Genomic DNA, 22,636 nt, shown 5'->3' with positions numbered 1-22,636 from the left:
TACGTGCGCGTCACCAGCATGGCCTGTCGTTGCTCTCGTTGATCCCCAACCCCCTCGCATCAACGAACGTTCTGGAGCACAGCCATGTCCTGGTCCTTCGAGACTGCTCAGATCCACGCGGGCGCAGCCCCCGACCCGGCCACTGGCGCTCGCGCCACGCCGATCTACCAGACGACGTCGTACGTGTTCAGGGACACGCAGCACGGGGCGGACCTGTTCGCGCTGGCCGAGCCCGGGAACATCTACACGCGCATCAACAACCCCACGCAGGACGTGCTGGAGCAGCGGGTCGCCGCGCTGGAGGGCGGGGTGGCCGCGGTCGCCTTCGCGTCCGGGTCCGCCGCCGGGACGGCCGCGATCCTGAACCTCGCGCGGGCCGGTGACCACCTGGTCTCCAGCGCGTCGTTGTACGGCGGCACGTACAACCTGTTCCACTACACGCTGCCGAAGCTCGGCATCGAAGTGTCGTTCGTGGACGATCCCGACGACCTGGACGCCTGGCAGTCGGCGGTGCGGCCCAACACCAAGCTGTTCTTCGCGGAGACGCTCGCCAACCCGCGCAGCCACGTGCTCGACATCGAGGGGGTCGCCGGGGTCGCGCACGCGAACCAGGTGCCGCTCGTGGTCGACAACACGGTGCCCACGCCGTACCTGCTGCGGCCGTTGGAGCACGGCGCGGACATCATCATCCACTCGGCGACCAAGTACCTCGGCGGGCACGGCACGGCCATCGCCGGTGTGGTGGTGGACGGCGGGAAGTTCGAGTACGGGGCCGAGAAGTTCCCCGACTTCCACGAGCCCGACCCCAGCTACAACGGCCTGCAGTACTGGCCGGTGCTCGGGCACGGGGCGTTCGCGGCGAAGCTGCGGGTGCAGGGGCTGCGGGACACCGGGGCGGCGATCGCGCCGCTGACCAGCTTCCTGGTGATCCAGGGCATCGAGACGTTGTCGCTGCGGATCGAGCGGCACGTGCAGAACGCGCAGGCGCTCGCGGAGTGGCTGGAGAGCCGGGACGAGGTCGAGAAGGTGCACTACGCGGGCCTTTCGTCGTCGCCGTTCCACGCCAACGCGCAGAAGTACCTGCCCAAGGGCGCGGGTGCGGTGGTGAGCTTCGAACTGCGCGGCGGGGTCGAGGCCGGTCGGGCCTTCGTGGACGGAACGAGTCTGTTCAGCCAGCTGGTGAACATCGGCGACGTGCGGTCGTTGATCGTGCACCCCGCCTCGACCACGCACAGCCAGCTCACACCGGAGGAGCAGGTCGTCACGGGCGTCACGCCGGGGCTGGTGCGGTTGTCGGTCGGGCTCGAGGGGCTGGAGGACCTCAAGGCCGACCTGGAGGCGGGCTTCACCGCGGCGAAGTCCGAGTTGTAGTGGGCGGATGGCGGTTCGGCGATCCGAACGGTCGGCGCAAGTGGTTCAGCCACGCCGCGGAGTTCGGGGAACTGCCCGGCTTCCAGCTCGCGTACGAGACGTGGGGGACCTTGAACGCGGAGGCCTCCAACGCGGTGCTCGTGCTCCACGCCCTGACCGGTGACAGCCACGTCGCCGGGGGCGTGGAGCCGGGCCACCCCACGCCGGGCTGGTGGGACTCCCTGGTGGGGCCGGGAAAACCGCTCGACGGGTTCTTCGTCGTGGCACCCAACGTGCTCGGCGGGTGCCAGGGCAGCACCGGGCCCTGGCAGTACCCCGGCTTTCCCGGCCTCACCATCCGCGACCAGGTCGCGGCCGAGGTGCACCTCGCCGACTTCCTGGGCGTCGAGCGGTGGGCGGCCGTGCTCGGCGGGTCGATGGGAGGCATGCGGGCCGTCGAGTGGGCGGTGAGTGCGCCCGACCGGGTGGATTCCCTGCTGTTGCTGGCGACCACGGCGGCGGCTTCGGCCGAGCAGATCGCGCTGGCGTCCGCCCAGCTGCACGCGATCAGGGCCGATCCCGTCGCAGGACTGGGGATCGCGCGGCGGATCGCGCACATCAGCTATCGCAGCGAGCAGGAGCTGCAGGCCCGGTTCGGGAGAGAACGCAGAGAGGACGGGCGGTTCGAGGTCGAGTCCTATTTGGACCACCATGCGGCGAAGCTGTCCAGGAGGTTCGACGCGGCCAGCTACGTGACGCTGACCGAGGCGATGAACTCCCACGACGTCGGGCGCGGGCGTGGCGGGACCAGGGCGGCGCTCGGGCGGATCCGGGCGCGGACGATCGTCGCCGGCGTCGACTCGGACCGGCTGTACCCGTTGGCGCAGCAGGAAGAACTCGCGGCGGGGATCTCCGGGGCCGGCGAGGTCAGGGTGATCGGGTCGCCGTACGGGCACGACGCGTTCCTGATCGAGAGCGACCAGGTCGGCGCGCTGGTCACGGAGTTGCTGCCCGTGCGGTCAGGTACTCGCTGAGGCGGGCCGAGGCCGTCAGCATGGCCAGGCCGCGGGTCCGCAGGCGGCGGCGCCAGTCGGTCAGGGCGGCGCCCAGCGTGTCGGTGCCGCCCGCCGACCGGACCTGGTCCACCACCAGGGCTATGCGCGCCAACGGATACCCGCCGCGGCGCAGGAGGTGGGCCAGCTCCGCGTCGCGCACGTCCTCCGCGCGGAACACCCGGTAGCCCGTCGGTTCCCGTTGCGGCACCAGGATTCCCGCTTCCTCCCACGCCCTGAGCGTGGCCGGGGTGACGTCCAGGCGCCGGGCCAGCTCGCCGATCGTGCGCGGCTGCGGCACCGGTTCGACGTCGGTCAGGTCCGCCACGGCGCCGCTGACCGAGTCGAGCGTCGCGCGGTCGCGGAGGAGTTGCTCGTGGCCGCGGTCGATCGTCAGCAGCACGTCGTCCACCGAGTCGGCGTGCACGGCGTTCATGATCTGGCCGGCGGTGGCGTGCCCGAAAGCGGGGACCAACGCGATGAACGCGCGCAACGCGGCCGCGTGGACCTCGGTGTAGACGCGGTAGCCGGACGGCGTGCGCTCGGCGGGCGGCAGGAACCCCGACTCCTCGTAGTTGCGCACCGCCTGGGTCGACAGGCCGTGTTCGCGAGCGAGGTCGGATGGGCGCACGGTTGAGACTTTAGTTCACCGAAACAGGCAAGATCGTCGGAAAGTCTCAACGGAGCTTTCAATGTTACGGTTGAACCACATGAGCCAGGACATCAGCGAGTTCATCACCCCGTTCACCGAGCTCCTCGCCTTCGGTGAGCCGACCCACCTCGAGCACGCGCACACGTGGGTCCGCAACGAGCTGTTCGAGCAGCTCGCGGGCCTGGGCTACCGGTCGATCGCCCTGGAGAGCTGCCGGATCCGCGGGCTCGCGGTCAACGACTACGTGCACGGCGGCGAAGGCGACCTCGACGTGGTCATGAAGGAAGGGTTCTCCCACACGTTCGGTGAGAACTGGCCGGCGAACCGCGAGCTCGTGCAGTGGATGCGCGAGTACAACGCGGCCAGGCCGGAGCACGAGCGGCTGTCGTTCCACGGCTTCGACTTCCCCGGCGAGACGGTCACCGTCCCCAGCCCGCGCCCGTACCTGGAACACGCGCGCGACCACCTGGGCGAGGACGTCGACCTGAGCACCGACGACGAGAAGTGGAGCCGGGACGAGGCCGTCATGGACCTCACGCGGTCACCGGGCAGGTCGGCGGAGGCCATCAGGTTCCGCGAGATCGGCACCGGCATGCTCCGGCGGCTGCACGAGCGCAGGAGCACCGACGCGGCGTGGGTGCGCGCCGAGACGTACCTGAACGCCGGGCTGAGCCTGCTCCAGTACCACCGCGAGTGCGCCGAACCGAACCCCCTGGGCGTCCGCCTCCACCGCCTGTGCCAGTTGCGCGACGGCCTGATGGCCCGCAACCTGCTGGCGATCCGGCGCGAGGAGGCGGCCAAGGGACCGACGTTCGTGTTCGCGCACAACGCCCACTTGCAGCGCACCACCTCGTCGATGGAGATGGCGGGCGAACGGCTCGAGTGGCTCTCGGCGGGCGCGCTCGTGGCCCCGCTCCTCGGCGACCAGTACACCGTCATCGGCGGCACGCTCGGCCGCAACGATTCCATCGGACTGGGCGAACCGGACAAAGCCACCCTGGAAGGTCAACTGCAGGGCAGGTTCACGACCTGGGGCATCACGACCGACAAGCCGGAAGGCCCGCGCCGGACCGACATCGGCGACGACCCGATGCTGAAGATGGGCTACTTCCCGCTCGACCAGCACCTGATGGACGGTGTGGACGCGCTGTTGCACGTCAGGGTTGGTCGTCCAGCGACGCGGTGATCCACGACGCGATCGGCAGGTCGCGCGTCTCGCACTCGACGGCCAGCTTCAACGTCCACCGCAGGGCTTGCAGGACCACGGTCGCGAGCTCCTGCGGCTGGCCGTTGGCCAGCGCGATCTCGATCTGCTCGGACGCCGCGTCCTGGTCGCCGTGCACCTCGGCCAGCAGGGCGCGGATCGCCGTGCGGACGGGCGGGTCGGCGTCGTCGATCTGGACCTCGTTGCCGTCCTCGTCGAACACCTGCATCTTGACCGGGGTCGCGCCGCCGGAACCGAGCGCGCTGACCATGCTGCTGCACTCGGCGAACAGCAGCAGCACCAGCTCCCGGATCTCCTCGTTGCCCTCGGGAGACCCGCTGAGGTACCCGGTCACGAGGTCCACCGCCACAGCGTCTTCCCCGGCCCTGGCCGCGGCCAGCGCCTCGCCAGCGACGGCCGTCAGCCTCGCCCAGCGATCTGGATCCTGTGGTGGTCTCACAGGTACTGCCTACCGCGCGGCGTCACGGATTAGCAATGCCCCATCTTGATCAGAGTCATACCCCGGTACCTCACTCCGCAGGTCAATGTGCGGATGAACGGATCGACCTAGCATCGGCTGGTGTTCCGCGCGTTGTACCGGACCGTTCTCGGTCCCGATCGCACCCGAGTGCTCGCCAGGCCGCTCGGCCGCCTGCGCGTTCCCGTCCACGCCGGCCTGATCATCTACGCCGCTGTCTGGGGAATCGTCGCGAGCGCGGGCTACGTGCGGCAACAGGACTCGGACGGCTGGTGGGTCGTCCTCTTCCTGTCGACGGTCCTGCCGTACGTCCTGCTGATCCGGTCGCCCCTGCTGGCCTGGCGGCTGGCCGCGCTGAGCTTCTACCCCGTGGCTCTGCTGTGCGCGGGAGAAGGGGCCGGGGCGTTCCAGTACTGGACGGCGATCCCTCTCCTCGTGGCGGTCGCCGCCTTCTACTCGCGACCGATCGTGATCACCGCCACGGTGATCAGCGCGGTGCTGGTCGCCGTCACCGAACGGCAGGCCGCCGACCTCGCGTTGTTCGCCCCGATGCTCGCCACCGTCGTCTACCTCCTCGGGGCGCGCGGCCGGGCGGAACGCGAGCTCGAGGAGGAACGGGACGCCAAGGCCGCGCTGGAGGAACGCGCCCGCATCGCGCGCGAGATGCACGACGTCGTGGCGCACCACATGTCGATGGTGGTGGTGAGGTGCGAAACGGCGCCCTACCGCCTCAAAGGACTGAGCGACGAGACCCAGCAGGAGTTCGCGGAACTCGGCGAGGCCGCGCGGGAGGCGATCACCGACATGCAACGCCTGCTGGGCGTGCTGCGGACCAACGGCGACGCTCCCCAACGCGCGCCGCAGCCCGGCATCAGCCGCATCCCGGAACTGGTGCGGCCCGGCGACGAGGCTGAGGTGGACGTGGACGACGTGCCGGAGGCGGTCGGCCTCACCGCGTACCGGATCGTGCAGGAGGCGCTCACGAACGCCACCAGGCACGCGCCCGGCGCGGCGGCGTCCGTCCACGTGCGCCGCGACGGCGACCGGCTGGACGTGCTGGTGCGCAACACCGCGGGCGGGCCGTCGCGCGGCGGCGGCAGCGGGCAGGGACTGGTGGGGATGCGGGAACGCGTCGCGGTGCACGGTGGCACGCTGACCGTGAAGTCGACCGAGGACGGCGGATTCGTGGTGCGGGCGAGAATTCCGTTGGGGGACAAGTGATCAGGGTGGTCGTGGTGGACGACCAGGAGATGGTCCGCGAGGGCTTCTCCGCGTTGCTGGCCGCGCAGGACGACATCGAGGTCGTCGGGTCCGCGGGCGACGGCGTGCGGGGCGTGGCGCTGGCACGGGAGGTCTCGCCCGACGTCGTGCTGATGGACATCCGCATGCCCGAGATGGACGGGCTCACCGCGACGCGCCTGCTGCTGGACGGGTCGGCCGAGGTGAAAGTGCTGGTGTTGACCACGTTCGACCTCGACGACTACGTCTACGAGGCGTTGCAGGCGGGCGCCAGCGGGTTCCTGCTCAAGCACGCACCCGCCCGTGAACTCCTGAACGCCGTGCGCGTGGTGGCCGCGGGCGAGGCGTTGCTGGCCCCTTCGATCACCAAGCGGCTGATCGAGGACTTCGTGCGGTCGCGGCGGGCGGAACGGGTGCGGCCCGCGCAGCTGTCCGCGCTGACCGAACGTGAGACCGAGGTCCTCGTGCTGATCGCGCAGGGCCTGTCGAACTCCGAGATCGCCGCGTCGCTGGTGGTCGCCGAGCAGACGGTGAAGACGCACGTGAGCCGCGTGCTGATGAAACTCGGCCTGCGCGACCGCGCCCAGGCCGTGATCGCGGCGTACGAGAGCGGGCTCGTGGTACCGGGGTAATGGCGCTGCGGGGTGACGATCCCGCGGTCGTCGTCTTCCTAGCTTCTGGGGCATGCGCCGAGCCGTCCTGTTCCTCCTGCTGATCGCCCTGCCGTCGGTCGCGCCGTCGATCGCGCAGTGGCGTGCCGACGTCGCCCGCCGGGTCGCGATCGTCGGGGACCTCGCGACCGCCAGGGACGTCGTGGTCGTGGTGCCGGGGTCCGACGTGGACGTCGACCGGTTCGACCGGACGGTCGGGCGGATGGCGGCCAACCTGCACGCGGAGGCCCACCGCGACGACCTGGCGGTGATCGCCTGGCTCGGGTACCGGACGCCGCAGGGGCTCGGGGTGGACGCGGTGACCGGGTCGCTGGCCCGGCAGGGCGCCGAACGGCTGGCCGACTTCGTGCGGGCGTTGCCCTCGCGGGTGCGGGTGCACGTCATCGGGCACAGCTACGGCTCGGTGGTGGTCGGGCTGGCCGCGCACGAGCTGGACGTCGCGGACGTCGTGTTCACCGGGAGTCCCGGGGTGCGGGCGTCGTCGGCGGCCGAGCTGGGGACGCGGGCTCGGGTGTGGGTGTTGCGGTCGAGCGGCGACTGGATGCGGTTCGTGCCCAACGTGCGGTTGTTCGACCTCGGGCACGGCACGGATCCGGCTTCGGACGGCTTCGGGGCCACCGTGCTGCGGTTCGAGGGCGGGAAGCACGACACGTACTACGAGCCGGGCACCGAGACGCTGAAGGCACTGGTCGGGATTGCGGGGAACCAGCTGTGAGGAATCCGTTCATCGACGCCGTGCGGGCGTTGGCGGTGGTCACCGTCGTGCTCGGCCACTGGCTGGTCACGGCGCTGGTCGACACCCCGACCGGCATGTACATCGACAGTCCTCTGAAACACCTGCAGTCGCTCACGCCCGTGTCGTGGGTGCTGCAAACCCTCGGGTTGTTCTTCTTCGTGGGCGGGTTCGCGGCGGCGCACTCGAAGACGCCGTTCTTCACCCGCCTCAAGCAACTCGCCGTGCCGACGCTGCTGATGCTGGCCTGCTGGGCGTGTGTCCTCTTCGGACTGGTCCTGCGCGGCGTCGACCAGGGCACCGCCTGGAACATCGGCTTCCTGGTCACCACGCCGCTCTGGTTCCTGGGCGTGTACCTGGTGCTGCTGGCGATGAAACCGTTGGTGCGCAAGCTGGACGAGCACTCGTGGGGTGTGCTCGTACCGGTCGTGCTGGTGTTCCTCGTCCCGTACGCCGTGTGGTGGGCGGCCTGGCAGCTCGGGTACGCGCTCAAGCGCCGCCGGATTCCCGGTCCGCCGCTGCTGATCGCGGGTGTGCTCGGGTACGCGCTGCTGACGACGGTCGGCGGGTATCCCGTGTCGGCGGTGGGGATTCCGGGCGAGGCGGTCTCGAACCTCAACCCGCCGAACCACGCGACGCTCGCGCTGGCGTTCGCGCAGATCGGGCTGGTGCTCACGATCGCACCCGCGCTGACCAGGCTCGGCACGGCGAAACCCGTGCAGTGGCTGAACAGGCGGGCGCTGGGGATCTTCCTCGCGCATCAGAGCGCGCTGATCACCGTGACGCTGGCGCTCAGCGCGTGGGGGCCGTTGCCGGGGCTCCAGCAGCCACCAGAGGATCCGGACTGGGTGTGGCAGCGGGTGCTGTGGCTGCCGGTGTGCGCGGCCGTGACCTGGGGATGGCTCCGAGCACTGCGAGGCCGATCGCCACGGCGTGCAGCACCACCACCGGAGGAGCCGGGTCCAGCGCCAGCATCGGCGGTACGCACGCCAGTGCCGTGAGCAGCCACGGCAGGCGCGTGTCGCAGCTGCCGGTGCGGGCCGTGTGGATCAGGTACCAGCCGAGCAGCAGGTGGATGAGGTTCTGCAACGGGTCGACCGGCAGCACCACCAGCACGCCGTCGCCGAGGAAGCCGCTCACCACGAACCCGAGCACGCCGAGCGTCCCGAACGACACGCCCGCCGCCGTCGCGAGGCGGGTGCGGTGCGACTCGTGCGCCAGCCGGTGCACCCGCACCAGGCGGCGTTCGAAGCGGTGGAACAGCAGGATCAACGGCACCAGCCCGAACACCAGCCAGATCGGTGCCTGCGTCAGCCCCAGCAACCCGACCAGCGCGCCGACGCCCGCGAGGTAGGTGAGGTACACCGTCATCGGTGCGCGCCGGGCGAAGTCCACGACGTGCCACGACCGGCCGTCGAGCCACGTCGTGAGCCGCTCGCGGGCCAGCAGCGCGAGGCACACCTGCGCCACGCCGAGCACCATCATCGAGCGCGGGTAGTCGCTGAAGAACACCAGCGCGGGCACCGTCACGGCACCCAGCGCGGCGAGCAGCCGGCGCGACAGGTTCGTCAGCGTGCCGTCCGCGTAGAAGAACCCGATCTGCTGCATCAGCAACGCGCCGACGATCAGGTTCACGTACCCGCCGGTCTTCCAGTCCGTCGACGTGCGCGCGACCTCGACCGCCATCGTCACCAGCACCAGCACGAACGGCGTGGTGCGGCGGAAGTGCTGGTGCAGCCACGCGGCCGCCGGGGTCGCCGCCACCGCGAGCAGGTAGACCCCGAGGAACCACAACGGATGCGTGATCAACCGGCTGTACGCGTCGACCTTGACGTCGAGCAGGTTCAGGGCGGCGAACAGCACCACCCACAGCAGCACGAACGCGAGCACCGGCCGCAGCAGCCACGACGTCCGGCTCGACACCCAGCAACCGAACCCGCCCCGGTGCTCCTGCCAGCTGCGCAGGTTCGCGTGCCCGCCCGCGAAGAAGAACAACGGCACCGCCTGCAACGCCCACAGCCACGGCGTGCCGAGCCCCCGCAGGTGCGCGAGCGTCGCCACCGTCTCGCCGAGCACCAGCAACGCCAGGCTGAACAGCCGCAGGAACGTCGCGTACCGGTCCTGCTCGGCGTTCTGCAGCACCTCCGGCAACGGCGCGCTGTGGTCGCGGCGACGGCCGTGCAGCCGCGCCAGCAACAGGAACACGACGACCGCGCTGCCGAACGCCCACGCCACCACGGGTTCGTGGCCGGGCGCTCCCCAGCGCTGCCGCCAGGAGTTGAACTTCAGGCCCATCGCGTAGACCTCGGCGACCGCGTGGCAGCTCTGCTCGGCGCCACGCGGGTTCAGCCGGCACTGGGTGTGCAGGTCGGTCGTGAGCCGGTCGTCCAGCGCCTTGCGCGCCTGCGGGCCGAGCGGATCGCCCTTGTGGTCGGCGTAGCGCAACAGGTCGTAACCCAGGTCGTGCGCCCGGCACGCCGCGCTGAAGTCCCACTCCGTGTCCCCGGCCGGACCCGAGCAGCCGCCGCCGGCGTCGACGACCCGGAGCGTTCCGTCCGGCGCGGTGATCGTCTTGGGGTCGCGGCCCATCTCTCTCGCGAAGTCGCCCGGCAGGTTCACGTACGGGTCGTGCGTCGCGGACGGGGCCACGAACGCGTCGACGGCGTTGGCCGCGGCGATCACGTCGGCGCTGGGCGGGATCCCGCCGTCGCCGGTGGCCGGGCGGGACGCGATCACCCCGCAGACGAACACCGCGAGCGTGATCACCGTGAACCGGAACCAGGCCGGAAGCCGGAGGAGGAGTTTGCGCGCGCCCATTGTCGAGCCAGGTTACGGAAGGGTCTCGGCTGATCGCCAGTTCGCCAGGTCAGCCGCACGCCATCCGTCGATCGGTGGATGCGGGCCGATGACACGGATGATGTCGCCCAACCTGTCACAAGGACACGCTTGGAGCATGAAACGACTGCTCACACCTGATCTGGCCCGCGGTGGCATGCTCGCGTTGATCGCGCTGGCGAACTCGGCCGTCTACCTCCACGGCCGCCCGTACGGGGTGCGCCAGCACATCGTCGAGACGGGGTTCCTCGACCACCTGGTCAGCTTCGTCGTCGTGTCGTTCGTCGACGCCCGCGCGTACCCGATGTTCGCGTTCCTGTTCGCGTACGGCGTCGCGAAGATGGCCCCGCAACGCGTCAAGGCGCGCAACTGGTGGCTGATCGTCTTCGGGTTCCTGCACGCGTTGCTGCTGTTCCCCGGTGACGTGCTCGGCCTGTACGGCGTGCTCGGGTTCGCGGTGATCGCGATGACCCGGTGGAAGGACCGCACGCTGTTCGTGGTCGCCACCCTCTGGCTGGGGCTGACCGCGCTGATCGCGGGACAGGCGTACGCGACGCCGCCGAACGGGGAGCGGGCGTTCTTCCTGTCGTTCGAGACGGCCGACCCGCTGGCCGCGATGGCGATGCGTCCGCTGGAGTGGCTGCTCGTCCCGCTCGGCCTCGTCGGGGTCGGCGCGGCCGCCATGATGGGGGTGTGGGCCGCTCGTCGTGACGTTCTCGCGGCGCCCGACCGGCACCGGACGCTGCTGCGCCGCGTGGCGGGCTGGGGAATCTCGATCGCGGTGCTCGGCGGAGCGCCCAGCGGTCTCGCGGTCGCGGGTGTCCTGCACGTCGGGGAGCCGTCGGAGCTGGCCGGGCTGGCCGCGCTGCACGCCGTCACCGGGATCGCGGGTGGCCTCGGGTACGCGGCGCTGATCGCGTTGATCTCGCTGCGGGTGCGTGCCGACAACCCCGTCGTGCGGGCCGTCGCGGCCTGCGGGGAGCGGTCGCTGAGCTGCTACCTGTTCCAGTCCGTCGTGTTCGTGCTGCTGTTCGTGCCCTACACGCTGGGGCTCGGCGCGACGCTCGGGTCCGCGGGGATCGCACTGGTGGCGCTGGTGACGTGGCTCGCGTCGGTGCTGCTGGCCGACCTGCTGCGGCGCCGCGGTCAGCGGGGACCTGCCGAGGCGTTGCTGAGCAGTGTGCGCAGGCTGCAAGGATCTTCGGTGTGATGTCCATGGTGGAGCAGGAACGCCGGTGGAACCAGGTGTGGGCACTCGTGCCGGGTGGCCTGCTGGCCCTGGCGACGGGTGTCTACCTGGTGGCGCGACCGATCTCCCTCGTGCCGCTGGCCGTGGTCGGTGCGCTGGTGTTGTGGCACTGGTGGTTCGTGATCGCGCACCCGTCGTGGTTGGAGCGGCGGACCCTGCTGATGCTGCTGTACTTCGCCGGAGTGCTCGGCGGGACCGTCGTGTTGCTGCTGCACGACGGGGTGTTCACGATCTTCGTCGCCGCCTGTTACGGCCTCGCGTTCCTGACCCTGCCGGGGTGGCTCGCCTACGCGGGCGCGGTGGTCGTGGGCGGGTTGTGGCTGGTGCCGCAGGGCACCGACCTCAAGGCGTCCGCTCTGATCAACCTCGGCGTGACCACCCCGATGGCGATCCTCGTCGGCTGGATCATCCGCGTGATGGAACGCGAGGTCATCCGCCGCCGCGAGATCAACGAGCGCGTCACGGCGCTGTCCGAGGAGAACGCCCGGCTCCAGGTGCTCGCCGAACGGGCCCGCGTGTCGCGCGAGATGCACGACACCGTCGCCCAGGGCCTCACCGGCATCGTGACGCAGCTGGAGGTGGCCGAGGTGCTGACGTCCGCGGACGACGCGGCACGCGGCCGCATCGCCACCGCCCGGAGGCTGGCCCGCGACAGCCTGGTCGAGGTGCGCCGCTCCATCGAGGCGCTGCGGCCCGGCCCGTTGCGCGACGGCCGGCTGAGCGAGGCGGTGGAACGGGCCGTGGACGCCTGGCGTGCCGAGCACGGTGCGGTGGCGACCTGCACGGTGACGGGCTCCGCCCGGCCGTTGAGCGCGGACACCGAGGTGGCCGTGCTGCGCGCCACCCAGGAGGCGCTCGCGAACGCGGGCAGGCACGCTCGGGCTTCCCGCGTGGACGTCACACTGTCCTACATGGAGGACGTGGTGGTGCTGGACGTCATGGACGACGGCGTGGGCTTCGACCCGTCGGTGCGCGGCTTCGGCCTCACCGGGATGGAGGAACGGGTGGGCCTGCTCGGCGGCACCGTGACCGTGGAATCGGCCCCCGGCAACGGAACCGCCGTGAACGTCACCCTGGAGGCCCGGTGATCCGCCTCGTGGTGATCGACGACCACCCGGTGGTCCGCGACGGCCTGCGCGGCATGCTCGGCACCCAGGACGACTTCGAGGTCGTGGGCGAGGCGGCGAGCGGCACCGAGGCCCTGACGGTGATCGCCGCCGTGCGCCCGGACGTTGCGGTGACCGACCTCCGGCTGCCTGCCCCGAGCGGGGCGGACCTGGTGCGGCAGATCCGTTCGTTGGCCCCTTCGACGCGGGTGCTGGTGCTGACGACGCACGACACGGACGCCGACGTGCTGCCGACGATCGAGGCCGGCGCCATCGGCTACCTGTTGAAGGACGCACCCCGCGAGGAGTTGTTCCGCGCGGTGCGGGCGGCGGCCCGCGACGAGACGGTGCTGTCGCCTTCCGTTGCGGCGCGGTTGGTGCGCAAGGTGCACGCGCCGGTTCCCGTGTCGGCGTTGAGCAGCCGGGAACGCGAGGTGCTGGCTCTCGTCGCGCGCGGCAAGACGAACCGCGAGGTGGGGGCCGCGTTGCACATCAGCGAGGCGACGGTGAAGACGCACCTGCAGCACGTCTACGCGAAGCTGGAGGTGCCGGACCGGGCGTCCGCCGTGTCGGCCGCGCACCAAAGGGGCTTGATCTAGCGGCCGCGGGTGGCCGGCTCAGGTGGCCACGACGGCCGGGGTCAGCGAGGCCAACGCCATGCGCGACAACAAGGTCGCCATCTGGTCCCGGTCGAGGTGCGCGCTGTGCGGCGTCGAGTTGATGAGCCCGAACACGGCGTGCGCGGCCGCCCGCGCGGTCGGCTCGTCGAAGTCCGGCACCGTGCGCCGGATCGTCTCGACCCACACCTCGACGTAGCGCCGCTGTAACGCCCGCACCCGCCGGCGGTCCGGATCGGTGAGGTTGGCGAGGTTCCGCATCTGCACGGTGATCAGCGCCGGGTCGTCCAGCGCGAAGTCGACGTGCCACCCGATGAGCTCCCGCAACGCCTCGTCGGCGTCCGAGGCGGCGTCGACCCGCGACTGGCCGCCGTCGAGCAGCCGTTCGGAGATCGACGTCAGCATCTCGCCGAGCATCGCGTCCTTGCTGCGGAAGTGCCGGTAGAGGGCCGGGCCGGAGATCCCGACGGCCGCACCGATGTCGTCGATGCCCACGCCGTGGAAGCCGTGGCGCGCGAAGAGTTCGGCCGCGGCGTTGAGGATCTGGTCCCGACGTGAGGGTTTCTCGACCACGGAAGGAGGTTAGCAGGCGTTTACCTGATAGCTCGATGGGCGGAATTCACGCAGGGGCAAGCCCCGAATGTTGACTCTTGACGAATACTTCACACAAGTCTTACTCGTGAGTAACGATTGCCGTGCAATGCATCACACCCTGCGGCCCCTTCGGGAGTCTTCGATGCGTCCTGGTCACTTCATCGCCTCGGTGGTCACCGCCGCCGCGGCCGTCATCGCGCTCGCCAACCCCGCGAGCGCGGCCGCCACCAACTACGTCGCGCTCGGCGACTCGTACGCCTCCGGCCTCGGGACCGGCAGCTACGACAGCGGTACCGGCTCCTGCAAGCGCGGTCCGCTCGCCTACCCGGCCCTGTACGCCCAGGCCACAGCCCCGGCGTCGTTCCGGTCCGTGGCCTGCTCCGGGGCCAGGACCGGTGACGTCGTCACCCAGGCCAACAACACCCTCGCCGCGAGCACCAACCTCGTCACCGTGCAGGTCGGCGGCAACGACGCCGGGTTCACCGACGTCATCACCACCTGCACGTTCGGGTCCGACCAGGACTGCGTCAACCGGGTGAACCAGGCCAAGACGTACGCCGCGAACACGCTTCCCGGGCTGCTCAACAACGTCTACGGCACGATCAGGGCCAAGTCGCCGTCGGCGCGCGTGGTGGTGCTCGGCTACCCGCGCATCTACAAGGTGCCGGGCTCCTGCAACGTCGGGCTGAGCGACACCAAGCGGGCCGCGATCAACTCCGGCAGCGACGCGTTGCACGCCACCATCAGCGCGCGGGCCGGGGCGGCCGGGTTCACCTACGTCGACGTGCGCGGGGCGTTCACCGGGCACGAGATCTGCTCGTCGAGCTGGTGGCTCAACAGCCTGAGCTGGCCGGTCGACGAGTCGTACCACCCGAACCGGGCCGGGCACGCGAGCGGTTACCTGCCCGCTCTGCGGGCGGCGATCGGGTGATGCTTTCCGGAACGTGAGAGTGTCTGAACAGGGGCTTGACCTGCGTTCGGGTCACTCTCGAGCCGTTCCGGTGGACCACTAGGTGAGCGGGCGTTAACATGGCCTTGTTAACGCCCGCTAACCTGAGGTCTGGGGAGCATGGACGCACCTGTCCTGCGCAGCGCCGCCGAGCCGTCGGACCGCTACGCCAAGGAGCACGCCGCGCTCGTCGACGAGCTGCGGAGCAAGCTCAGCGCAGCCGCGCGAGGCGGTTCGGAGAAGGCGCGCCAGCGCCACGTCGACCGCGGCAAGCTGTTGCCGCGCGACCGCGTCGACACGCTGGTCGACCCCGGTTCGCCGTTCCTCGAACTGTCGCCGCTGGCCGCCAACGGCATGTACGGCGACGAGGCGCCGGCCGCGGGCATCATCACGGGCGTCGGGCGGGTGTCCGGCCGGGAGTGCGTGATCGTCGCGAACGACGCCACGGTCAAGGGCGGCACCTACTACCCAGTCACGGTCAAGAAGCATCTGCGCGCGCAGGAAGTGGCGCTGCAGAACAACCTCCCGTGCATCTACCTCGTCGACTCCGGCGGCGCGTTCCTGCCGAAGCAGGACGACGTGTTCCCCGACCGCGAGCACTTCGGCCGGATCTTCTACAACCAGGCCACGATGTCCGCGAAGGGCATCCCGCAGATCGCCGCCGTGCTCGGCTCGTGCACCGCGGGTGGTGCGTACGTGCCGGCCATGTCCGACGAGGCGATCATCGTCCGCAACCAGGGCACGATCTTCCTCGGCGGCCCGCCGCTGGTGAAGGCCGCGACCGGTGAGGTCGTGTCGGCGGAGGACCTCGGCGGCGGCGACCTGCACTCGCGCACGTCCGGCGTCACCGACCACCTGGCCGAGAACGACGCGCACGCGCTGCGGATGGTGCGTTCGATCATCTCGACGCTCGGCCCGCGCGTCCCACGGCCGTGGGACGTCGCTCCCGTGGAGGCGCCGGCCGTCACGGACGACCTCTACGGCGTCGTGCCGACGGACTCCCGGACGCCCTACGACGTGCGCGAGGTGATCGCGCGGGTCGTCGACGGCTCGAAGTTCCAGGAGTTCAAGAAGGAGTACGGGCAGACGCTCGTCACCGGCTTCGCGCGCATCCACGGCCACCCGGTCGGCATCGTCGCGAACAACGGCATCCTGTTCGGCGAGTCGGCGGTGAAGGGCGCGCACTTCATCCAGTTGTGCGACAAGCGGTCCATCCCGCTGGTGTTCCTGCAGAACATCACCGGCTTCATGGTCGGCCGCGAGTACGAGGCGGGTGGCATCGCCAAGCACGGCGCCAAGATGGTGACGGCGGTGGCGTGCGCGCGCGTCCCGAAGTTCACCGTGATCATCGGCGGTTCGTTCGGCGCCGGCAACTACTCGATGTGCGGCCGGGCGTACTCGCCGCGCTTCCTGTGGATGTGGCCCAACGCCCGCATCTCCGTGATGGGTGGCGAGCAGGCCGCGTCCGTGCTGGCGACCGTCCGCCGCGACCAGCTCGGCGACGAGTGGTCCACAGAGGACGAAGAGGCGTTCAAGGCGCCGATCCGCCAGCAGTACGAGGACCAGGGCAACCCGTACTACTCGACCGCGCGGTTGTGGGACGACGGCGTGATCGACCCGCGCGACACCCGCACGGTGCTCGGCCTCGCGTTGTCCAGCGCGGCCAACGCCCCCATCGACGATGTTTCCTACGGCGTCTTCCGGATGTGATCATGTTCGACAGCGTTCTGGTGGCGAACCGCGGGGAGATCGCGGTCAGGGTGATCCGCGCGCTGCGGTCGCTCGGGATCCGTTCCGTCGCCGTGTACTCCGACGCGGACGCCGAGGCGTTGCACGTCAAGCTCGCCGACGAGGCCGTGCGGATCGGACCCGCCGCGGCCCGCGAGAGCTACCTGTCCATCGAGAAGATCGTCGCAGCGGCTGTGTCCACTGGCGCGCAGGCGATCCACCCCGGCTACGGCTTCCTGGCCGAGAACACGGCGTTCGCCGCGGCCTGCGACGAGGCCGGGATCGTGTTCGTCGGCCCGCCCGCGGCGGCGATCGACGCGATGGGCGACAAGATCCGCGCGAAGCTCACGGTGTCGGCGGCGGGCGTGCCCGTGGTGCCGGGCCGCACGCGCTCGGGCATGTCCGACGACGAGATCGTCGAAGCCGCTCTCGAGATCGGCTTTCCCGTGCTGCTCAAGCCTTCCGCCGGCGGTGGCGGCAAGGGCATGCGGCTGGTGCACGAGGAGTCGGCGCTGCGCGAGGCGATCGAGTCGGCACGGCGGGAGGCGCGCGGCTCGTTCGGTGACGACACGCTGCTGATCGAGCGGTTCATCACGAACCCGCGCCACATCGAGATCCAGGTCCTGGGTGACCGGCACGGCACCGTGATCCATCTCGGCGAACGCGAGTGCAGCCTCCAGCGGAGGCACCAGAAGATCATCGAGGAGGCGCCGTCGCCGTTCCTCACGCCCGAGGTGCGCGAGGCGATGGGGTCCGCCGCCGTCGACGCCGCGAAGTCCGTCGGGTACGTCGGCGCGGGCACGGTCGAGTTCATCGTGGACGGTGCGTCCGGCGACTACTTCTTCATGGAGATGAACACCCGCCTGCAGGTCGAGCACCCGGTGACCGAGATGGTCACGGGCGTCGACCTCGTCGAGTGGCAGCTCCGGGTCGCCTCCGGTGAACCACTCGACCTCCGGGTCGAACTGACCGGGCACTCGGTCGAGGCCCGCGTCTACGCCGAGGACCCGGCGCGCGGCTTCCTGCCGACCGGCGGGCGCGTGCTGGCGTTGAGCGAACCGGCCGACGTCCGCGTGGACTCCGGTCTGTACGAGGGACTCGTCGTCGGTTCGGACTACGACCCGATGCTCGCCAAGGTGATCGCGCACGGCCGCACCCGCGAAGAGGCGTTGCGCAAGCTCGACCACGCCCTCGGCAAGATGGTGCTGCTCGGCGTCACGACGAACATCCCGTTCCTGCGCGCACTCCTGCGCGATCCGGACGTTCGTGCGGGCGCTCTCGACACCGGCCTGGTCGAGCGGAAGCTGGACGCGCTGACGTCGGCCGAGGTCCCCGACGAGGTGTACGTCGCGGCCGGTCTGGAGCGCTCGCTCCAGCCGCACGGCGACGACCCGTGGGACCAGCCGGGCGGCTGGCGCGTCGGTGAGCACGCCTGGACGACCTGGCGGATCAACGACGTCGACGTGCGGGTGCGCGGCGAGGAAGTCGTGGTGGGCGCCGGAGAACCGGTGCGCGCGAAGGCCCGCAGGGAAGGCACGGACCTGCTCGTCGGCTCCCGCCGGTACGCGATGGCCCGTGAGGGTGACGTGCTGTGGCTGGGCCACGACGGCGCCTCCTGGGCGTTGGTGGAGGCCGAGTTCCTGGTGGGTGCCGCCGAGGGCGCTGCGGCGTCCGGCGGTCCGGTGAAGTCCCCGATGCCCGGCACCGTGCTCGTCGTTCGAGCGCGGCAGGGCGAGGAAGTGACCGCCGGTCAAGCGTTGTTCGTGGTCGAGGCCATGAAGATGGAGCACACCGTGACCGCACCGGTCGACGGCGTGCTCGCCGAAGTGCACGTGCAAGCAGGCCAGCAGGTCAGACTCGACCAGGTGCTGGCCCTCGTCGTCTCTCACGAGGAGTGACAGTGGTGTTGGACTTCAGGCTCCCGAGCGAGTACGAGGACCTGCGCAAGACCGTCGAGGAGTTCGCGCGCGACGAGGTGGCGCCGGTCATCGGCGACTTCTACGAGCGTTGCGAGTTCCCGTACGAGATCGTCGCGAAGATGGGGCAGATGGGCCTGCTCGGCCTGCCGTTCCCCGAGGAGCACGGCGGCATGGGCGGCGACTACTTCGCCCTGTGCCTCACGCTCGAGGAACTCGCGCGGGTCGACTCGTCGGTCGCGATCACGGTCGAGGCGGCGACCTCGCTGGGCGCCATGCCGATCTACCGCTACGGCACCGACGCGCAGAAGGCCGAGTGGCTGCCGTCGCTCACGTCCGGCGAGAAGCTCGGCGCGTTCGGCCTCACCGAGCCCGGCTCCGGGTCCGACGCCGGGGCGCTGGCGACCACCGCGCGCCTCGACGGCGACGAGTGGGTCATCAACGGCACCAAGGCGTTCATCACGAACTCCGGCACGGACATCACCGGCCTCGTCACCGTCGCCGCCGTCACGGGCACCCTCCCGGACGGTCGCAAGGAGATCTCCTCGATCATCGTCCCGTCCGGCACCCCGGGCTTCACGGTGTCGAAGAAGTACTCCAAGGTCGGGTGGAGCGCCTCCGACACCCGCGAACTGTCCTTCCAGGACTGCCGGGTGCCCGCCGCGAACCTGCTCGGCGAGCGCGGCCGCGGCTTCGCCCAGTTCCTGCGCACGCTCGACGAGGGCCGCGTCGCCATCGCCGCGCTGTCGGTCGGTCTCGCTCAGGGCTGCGTGGACGAGTCGGTCCGCTACGCCCACGAGCGCGAGACGTTCGGGAACAAGATCGGCACGTACCAGGCGATCCAGTTCAAGCTCGCCGAGATGGAGGCCCGCGTGCACACCGCGCGCCTCGCGTACTACGAGGCCGCGTCCCGGATGCTGCGCGGCGAGCCGTTCAAGAAGCAGGCCGCCATCGCGAAGCTCGTCTCGTCCGAGGCCGCGATGGACAACGCCCGCGACGCCACGCAGATCTTCGGCGGCTACGGCTTCATGAACGAGTACCCGGTCGGCCGGTTCTACCGCGACGCCAAGATCCTGGAGATCGGCGAGGGCACCTCCGAGGTGCAGAAGATGCTGATCGCCCGCGAACTCGGCTTCTAGGAACGTTGGTCCATCCCGGCTGAATAATTCGAATCCACCGGTCCCGAACGGTCTGTCCGGCTACCGTCGTCTGCCTTCCGCACGAGTGTGAGGGTGCAGATGACGGACAGCCGGACAGAGCCCGTTTTTCCCGGTTTGCAGGTCCTTCTCGAGGTCATTCGCGGTCTTTGTGACCGGCCGGGGTTCTTCTACCGGAGCAAGACCGAGGAAATCGTCGGCGACCAGCCGTTGCCGCTGCTCTACCTGGAGAGCGAAGCCAGTCCGACGGCATTCCTGCGCGCTCTCGAACACCGGCTCGACGAAGGCCGCCCGGCCATTCCGCACGCCTACGTCGACGTGTCGTCGGTGACCGCGGAGGTCGCGAAGAACTGGCCGTCCGGGACGCGCGAGACCCCGCCGCTGCTGCCGTTGCTGGACGTCCTGAGCGACCGGCTCGGCGAGGTCCACGTCGGCACCGAACGGCTCACGCGGTTCGACCACTACCGCCTGGTCGACTGGCTCACCAGCAAGCGGCTGCCGCGCAAGCCCGGCCGCGACGACCGGGCGAGCGTGATCGAGCTGCTGCGGCAGTGGACCGGCAAGACCGCGCAGGGCGGCGAGGAGGTCAACCGCGCCGTCGACGCGTTCATCCCCGGCCTGGTCACGCGGCTGGGCCTCGGACTCGTCGCGTGGGTCGGCAGCAAGGTCGGCTTCCGGTGGCTCGCCAAGCGGGTGCCGGGGCTGTCCCGCGAGTCGAAGTGGTTCATGCGGCAGAACTTCGCGCTGCCCAACCACTCCATCGAGTTCCTCGGGTTCGCCGAACGCCTCACGCTGGGCCGGCGCGAGTCGGAGAACGAGGAGCAGATCAAGCTGCTGCTCGTGCACGCGTTCCTGGAGGACCTGCGGATCGCGTACCGGCGGCGGCCCCGGTTCCTGCCGCGCCGGGCCGGCTGGCGTCGCACCGCCTACATCCCCGTGCTGCTCGACGGCGTCAGCAAGGACAACGGCGGCTGGGAGCTGCTGGAGCTGATCAACGACGTCCGCAACGAGACGGGCGAGGTCGACCCGCTGCTGGTGATCGCGGCCAGCTCGGTGCAGCCCGCGCTGTCGCAACGCCTCGGCACCACGCCGGTCAGCCCGGACGAGACCGCGGACGCCCTCGCGACGTGGCGGGAGGAGCTGCCGCGCAAACGCCAGATGCTCGCCCCGGACGCCCGCTACCTGATGATCAGGCTGCCGTTCCCCAGCCCGGACAGGAAGAAGTGGAAGGGCGCGCCGGCGTTCCAGGCGGCCCCGGTGCGGTGGCTCGCCAAGTCGCGGCGGCTGGAGGCGATCATCGCGGCGATCGTCGTGGTGCTGCTCGTGCCGGGGTTCGTGACGGTGCAGAACCACTTCGAGGCCAACTGCTCGATCGTCGGCTCGGCGATCTCACCGGGGGTGTCGACCAGGCTGATGGACGTCGACGGCAACGTCGAATGCCTCGGCCACAGCGACAACGGCAACCAGGTCTTCGGCTCGAACGAACGCCTCCGGTGGACCCAGCGGGCCGTCTTCGCACAGAACGAGGAGGCGGAACGGCTGCACGACACCAATCCCGGGCGCCCGCTCGTCTCGTTGCTCTACTTCTCGAGCCTCACCCACAAGGACAGCAACCCGGACGCCGACCACTCGCGCGCCGAGGAGCTCGAAGGCATGCTGCTCAAGCAACGGCAGCAGAACGACAGGTCGAGCAGCGGACCGTTGCTGCGCATCGTGATCGCCAACGGCGGCGGCCTGATGAAGCGCGCCCAGGACGTGCTGCGCGACATGATCACCCCGTTGCTGGAGAAGGACCCCAGCATCATCGGCGTGATCGGCCTCGACCGCAGCGTCAAGCAGACCCAGGAGGTCATCACCTCGCTCGGGTCGCTCGGCGTGCCGACCATCGGCACCACCCTCACCGAGGCCTCGCTGCCGGACCTCTCGGCCACCTACTTCCAGCTCATCCCCGGCAACGCCCGGCAGGCGGACCTCGTGACCCGCTACGCGAAGCACGTGGGCGCGACCAAGGTGACGATCCACCACCCGAAGCTCAACCAGGACGACGTCTACCTCACGAACCTCGTCAACCTGCTCGGCCAGGAGCTCGCGCGAGCGGAGGTGAGGTTCGCGGCCGACGAGTGGACCGTCAGCCCGCAGGAGGTGCCGTCGCAGTGCGTCGAGGACCACTCCACCGAGCTCGTGTTCTTCGCGGGCCGCGAGGAGGACTTCGGCGAGTTCCTGCGCGCGGTCGGCAAGGACTGCTACGACAAGAACCGGCTGCCGCGCATCCTGGCCGACGACGCGATCATCCGGTTCATCGCGCAGAAGGCGAGCCGGGTGCAGGACTCGCTGGCCGGCATGCGCGTGTCGTACGTGAGCATGGCGGGGCTGATCGTGCTGGCGGGCAAGGCGTGCGTGGCGGGCAAGCCCGACCCGTCGGCGCGGGGCGGACTGCCGCTGGACGCGTTCTGCGCGGGCTACTCCAAGCTGGCCAAGGAGATCCAGGAGTCGCCGCTGCCCGCCGAGGACCGGCCCGTCAAGCCGTGGCCCGGTGAGCACATGGGGGTCGCGTACGACGCGGCCGGGCTGTTCCTCGACGCGGTGATCAGGGCGTACTCGCGGCGGGCCAGCAGCACGCCGCACCGCGGGGCGATCGGGGCCGAGTTCCGCGAGCTGGAGTTCTACGGGGCGACCGGGCGGACGGACTTCAAGAAGTCGCGGGTGGGGGAGGCGCGCAACTTCACCATCCTGGAGGTCACCGACCTGCACGACTACGAGCAGCAGCCGACGTGCGTGTTCCTGACCGGCGACCTCTACGGGCCGGACACGCCCCGGTTGCCGAACGGGTGCCCGGCGTAGAGGAAGGGTGCTGCGGTCAGAGCTCGGCACTGCCGGGTGACTTCGGGCGCGCTCACCAGAGCTCGGCACCGCCGGGCGACGATCGCGTGCTCTCTCTTACAGCTACGGCACCGCGCGGATCACGATCGCGTGCGCTCTCCTAGACGAGTAAGTCCTAACTGATCAGTGGTCGTAGGCGATCAGTGATCGGGTGATGGGCTGGCCGGTGGCGCGGTTGTGCCAGATGGCTGCGGTTAGGGCGAGCAGGCGTTGGGCGATGCGGGCG

Annotated in this window: 18 protein-coding genes and 2 pseudogenes; 15 read left to right on the top strand and 5 right to left on the bottom strand. The window is 70.3% G+C overall.

Going from position 1 to position 22,636, the window contains the following annotated elements; translation table 11 throughout:
• Positions 1–84 precede the first annotated feature (84 nt).
• Positions 85–1,371, top strand: coding sequence for a bifunctional o-acetylhomoserine/o-acetylserine sulfhydrylase (locus QSK25_RS31945; protein ID WP_285643757.1), 1,287 nt, complete (start codon positions 85–87; stop codon positions 1,369–1,371).
• The gene (gene metX, locus QSK25_RS31940) at positions 1,371–2,384 is read left to right on the top strand and encodes a homoserine O-acetyltransferase MetX (RefSeq protein ID WP_285643754.1); all 1,014 of its coding nucleotides are present in this window, start codon (positions 1,371–1,373) and stop codon (positions 2,382–2,384) included. Before QSK25_RS31945 ends, metX begins: the two co-directional genes overlap by 1 nt.
• Here metX and QSK25_RS31935 read toward each other — a convergent pair.
• Positions 2,347–3,033 (bottom strand): TioE family transcriptional regulator, encoded by a 687-nt coding sequence (locus QSK25_RS31935; RefSeq protein ID WP_285643752.1) that lies wholly within the window; start codon positions 3,031–3,033, stop codon positions 2,347–2,349. The two genes, metX and QSK25_RS31935, sit on opposite strands and share 38 nt — an antisense overlap.
• 79 nt (positions 3,034–3,112) lie before the next feature.
• Here QSK25_RS31935 and QSK25_RS31930 point away from each other — a divergent pair, with 79 nt between their 5' ends.
• Positions 3,113–4,240 (top strand): erythromycin esterase family protein, encoded by a 1,128-nt coding sequence (locus tag QSK25_RS31930; protein ID WP_285643750.1) that lies wholly within the window; start codon positions 3,113–3,115, stop codon positions 4,238–4,240.
• Here QSK25_RS31930 and QSK25_RS31925 read toward each other — a convergent pair.
• Positions 4,212–4,718 carry a hypothetical protein gene (locus tag QSK25_RS31925; RefSeq protein ID WP_285643748.1) on the bottom strand — a complete coding sequence of 169 codons (507 nt, stop codon included), beginning with the start codon at positions 4,716–4,718 and terminating at the stop codon, positions 4,212–4,214. The genes QSK25_RS31930 and QSK25_RS31925 overlap by 29 nt on opposite strands.
• Before the next feature lie 120 nt (positions 4,719–4,838).
• Here QSK25_RS31925 and QSK25_RS31920 point away from each other — a divergent pair, with 120 nt between their 5' ends.
• The 4 genes and pseudogenes from QSK25_RS31920 to QSK25_RS31905 form a co-directional block, all read left to right on the top strand.
• The gene (locus QSK25_RS31920) at positions 4,839–5,957 is read left to right on the top strand and encodes a sensor histidine kinase (RefSeq protein WP_285643746.1); all 1,119 of its coding nucleotides are present in this window, start codon (positions 4,839–4,841) and stop codon (positions 5,955–5,957) included.
• Positions 5,954–6,607: a response regulator gene (locus tag QSK25_RS31915; RefSeq protein ID WP_285643744.1), complete on the top strand. Its 654-nt coding sequence runs from the start codon at positions 5,954–5,956 to the stop codon at positions 6,605–6,607. Before QSK25_RS31920 ends, QSK25_RS31915 begins: the two co-directional genes overlap by 4 nt.
• 52 nt (positions 6,608–6,659) lie before the next feature.
• A complete protein-coding gene (locus tag QSK25_RS31910; RefSeq protein ID WP_285643743.1) occupies positions 6,660–7,361 on the top strand; it encodes an alpha/beta hydrolase in 702 nt (233 codons plus the stop codon).
• Positions 7,358–8,209, top strand: a pseudogene (locus QSK25_RS31905) (acyltransferase family protein); the annotation flags it as partial. The gene QSK25_RS31910 and the pseudogene QSK25_RS31905, both read left to right, overlap by 4 nt.
• Here the strand turns inward: QSK25_RS31905 and QSK25_RS45630 are convergent.
• A complete protein-coding gene (locus tag QSK25_RS45630; protein ID WP_502881914.1) occupies positions 8,172–10,196 on the bottom strand; it encodes a phospholipase A2 in 2,025 nt (674 codons plus the stop codon). The pseudogene QSK25_RS31905 and the gene QSK25_RS45630 overlap by 38 nt on opposite strands.
• Before the next feature lie 136 nt (positions 10,197–10,332).
• Between QSK25_RS45630 and QSK25_RS31895 the strand changes: the two genes are divergently transcribed.
• From QSK25_RS31895 to QSK25_RS31885, 3 genes are read left to right on the top strand one after another with little or no spacing between them, the layout of a single operon-like run.
• Complete coding sequence (locus QSK25_RS31895; protein ID WP_285643741.1) at positions 10,333–11,424, top strand: DUF418 domain-containing protein; 1,092 nt, start codon at positions 10,333–10,335, stop codon at positions 11,422–11,424.
• The gene (locus QSK25_RS31890) at positions 11,424–12,551 is read left to right on the top strand and encodes a sensor histidine kinase (RefSeq protein WP_285643740.1); all 1,128 of its coding nucleotides are present in this window, start codon (positions 11,424–11,426) and stop codon (positions 12,549–12,551) included. Before QSK25_RS31895 ends, QSK25_RS31890 begins: the two co-directional genes overlap by 1 nt.
• Positions 12,548–13,168: a response regulator gene (locus QSK25_RS31885; protein WP_285643738.1), complete on the top strand. Its 621-nt coding sequence runs from the start codon at positions 12,548–12,550 to the stop codon at positions 13,166–13,168. The genes QSK25_RS31890 and QSK25_RS31885 overlap by 4 nt, the downstream gene beginning before the upstream one ends.
• 18 nt (positions 13,169–13,186) lie before the next feature.
• On the opposite strand, the gene QSK25_RS31880 is transcribed toward QSK25_RS31885, so the two are convergent.
• A complete protein-coding gene (locus QSK25_RS31880) occupies positions 13,187–13,759 on the bottom strand; it encodes an SACE_7040 family transcriptional regulator (protein ID WP_285643735.1) in 573 nt (190 codons plus the stop codon).
• 163 nt (positions 13,760–13,922) lie between these two features.
• On the opposite strand from QSK25_RS31880, the gene QSK25_RS31875 reads away from it, so the two are divergent.
• From QSK25_RS31875 to QSK25_RS31855, 5 genes are all read left to right on the top strand, one after another.
• On the top strand, positions 13,923–14,711 hold the full coding sequence (locus QSK25_RS31875) for an SGNH/GDSL hydrolase family protein (RefSeq protein ID WP_285643732.1): 789 nt from the start codon (positions 13,923–13,925) through the stop codon (positions 14,709–14,711).
• Between the two features lie 138 nt (positions 14,712–14,849).
• Positions 14,850–16,439 carry a carboxyl transferase domain-containing protein gene (locus QSK25_RS31870; protein ID WP_285643729.1) on the top strand — a complete coding sequence of 530 codons (1,590 nt, stop codon included), beginning with the start codon at positions 14,850–14,852 and terminating at the stop codon, positions 16,437–16,439.
• A 2-nt stretch (positions 16,440–16,441) separates the two neighbouring features.
• Positions 16,442–18,355: an acetyl/propionyl/methylcrotonyl-CoA carboxylase subunit alpha gene (locus QSK25_RS31865; RefSeq protein WP_285643727.1), complete on the top strand. Its 1,914-nt coding sequence runs from the start codon at positions 16,442–16,444 to the stop codon at positions 18,353–18,355.
• Positions 18,356–18,360: 5 nt separating this feature from the next.
• A complete protein-coding gene (locus QSK25_RS31860) occupies positions 18,361–19,512 on the top strand; it encodes an acyl-CoA dehydrogenase family protein (protein WP_285643725.1) in 1,152 nt (383 codons plus the stop codon).
• 135 nt (positions 19,513–19,647) lie between these two features.
• Positions 19,648–22,371, top strand: coding sequence for a hypothetical protein (locus tag QSK25_RS31855; RefSeq protein WP_285643724.1), 2,724 nt, complete (start codon positions 19,648–19,650; stop codon positions 22,369–22,371).
• Between the two features lie 162 nt (positions 22,372–22,533).
• On the opposite strand, the pseudogene QSK25_RS31850 reads toward QSK25_RS31855, so the two are convergent.
• A pseudogene (locus QSK25_RS31850) lies at positions 22,534–22,636 on the bottom strand (IS982 family transposase); the annotation flags it as partial.

The organism is Lentzea sp. NBRC 102530, from assembly GCF_030269365.1.
GTDB lineage: Bacteria > Actinomycetota > Actinomycetes > Mycobacteriales > Pseudonocardiaceae > Lentzea.
Note: the sequence above shows the minus strand (reverse complement) of the source record. Positions and strands in the feature narration are given on the sequence as shown.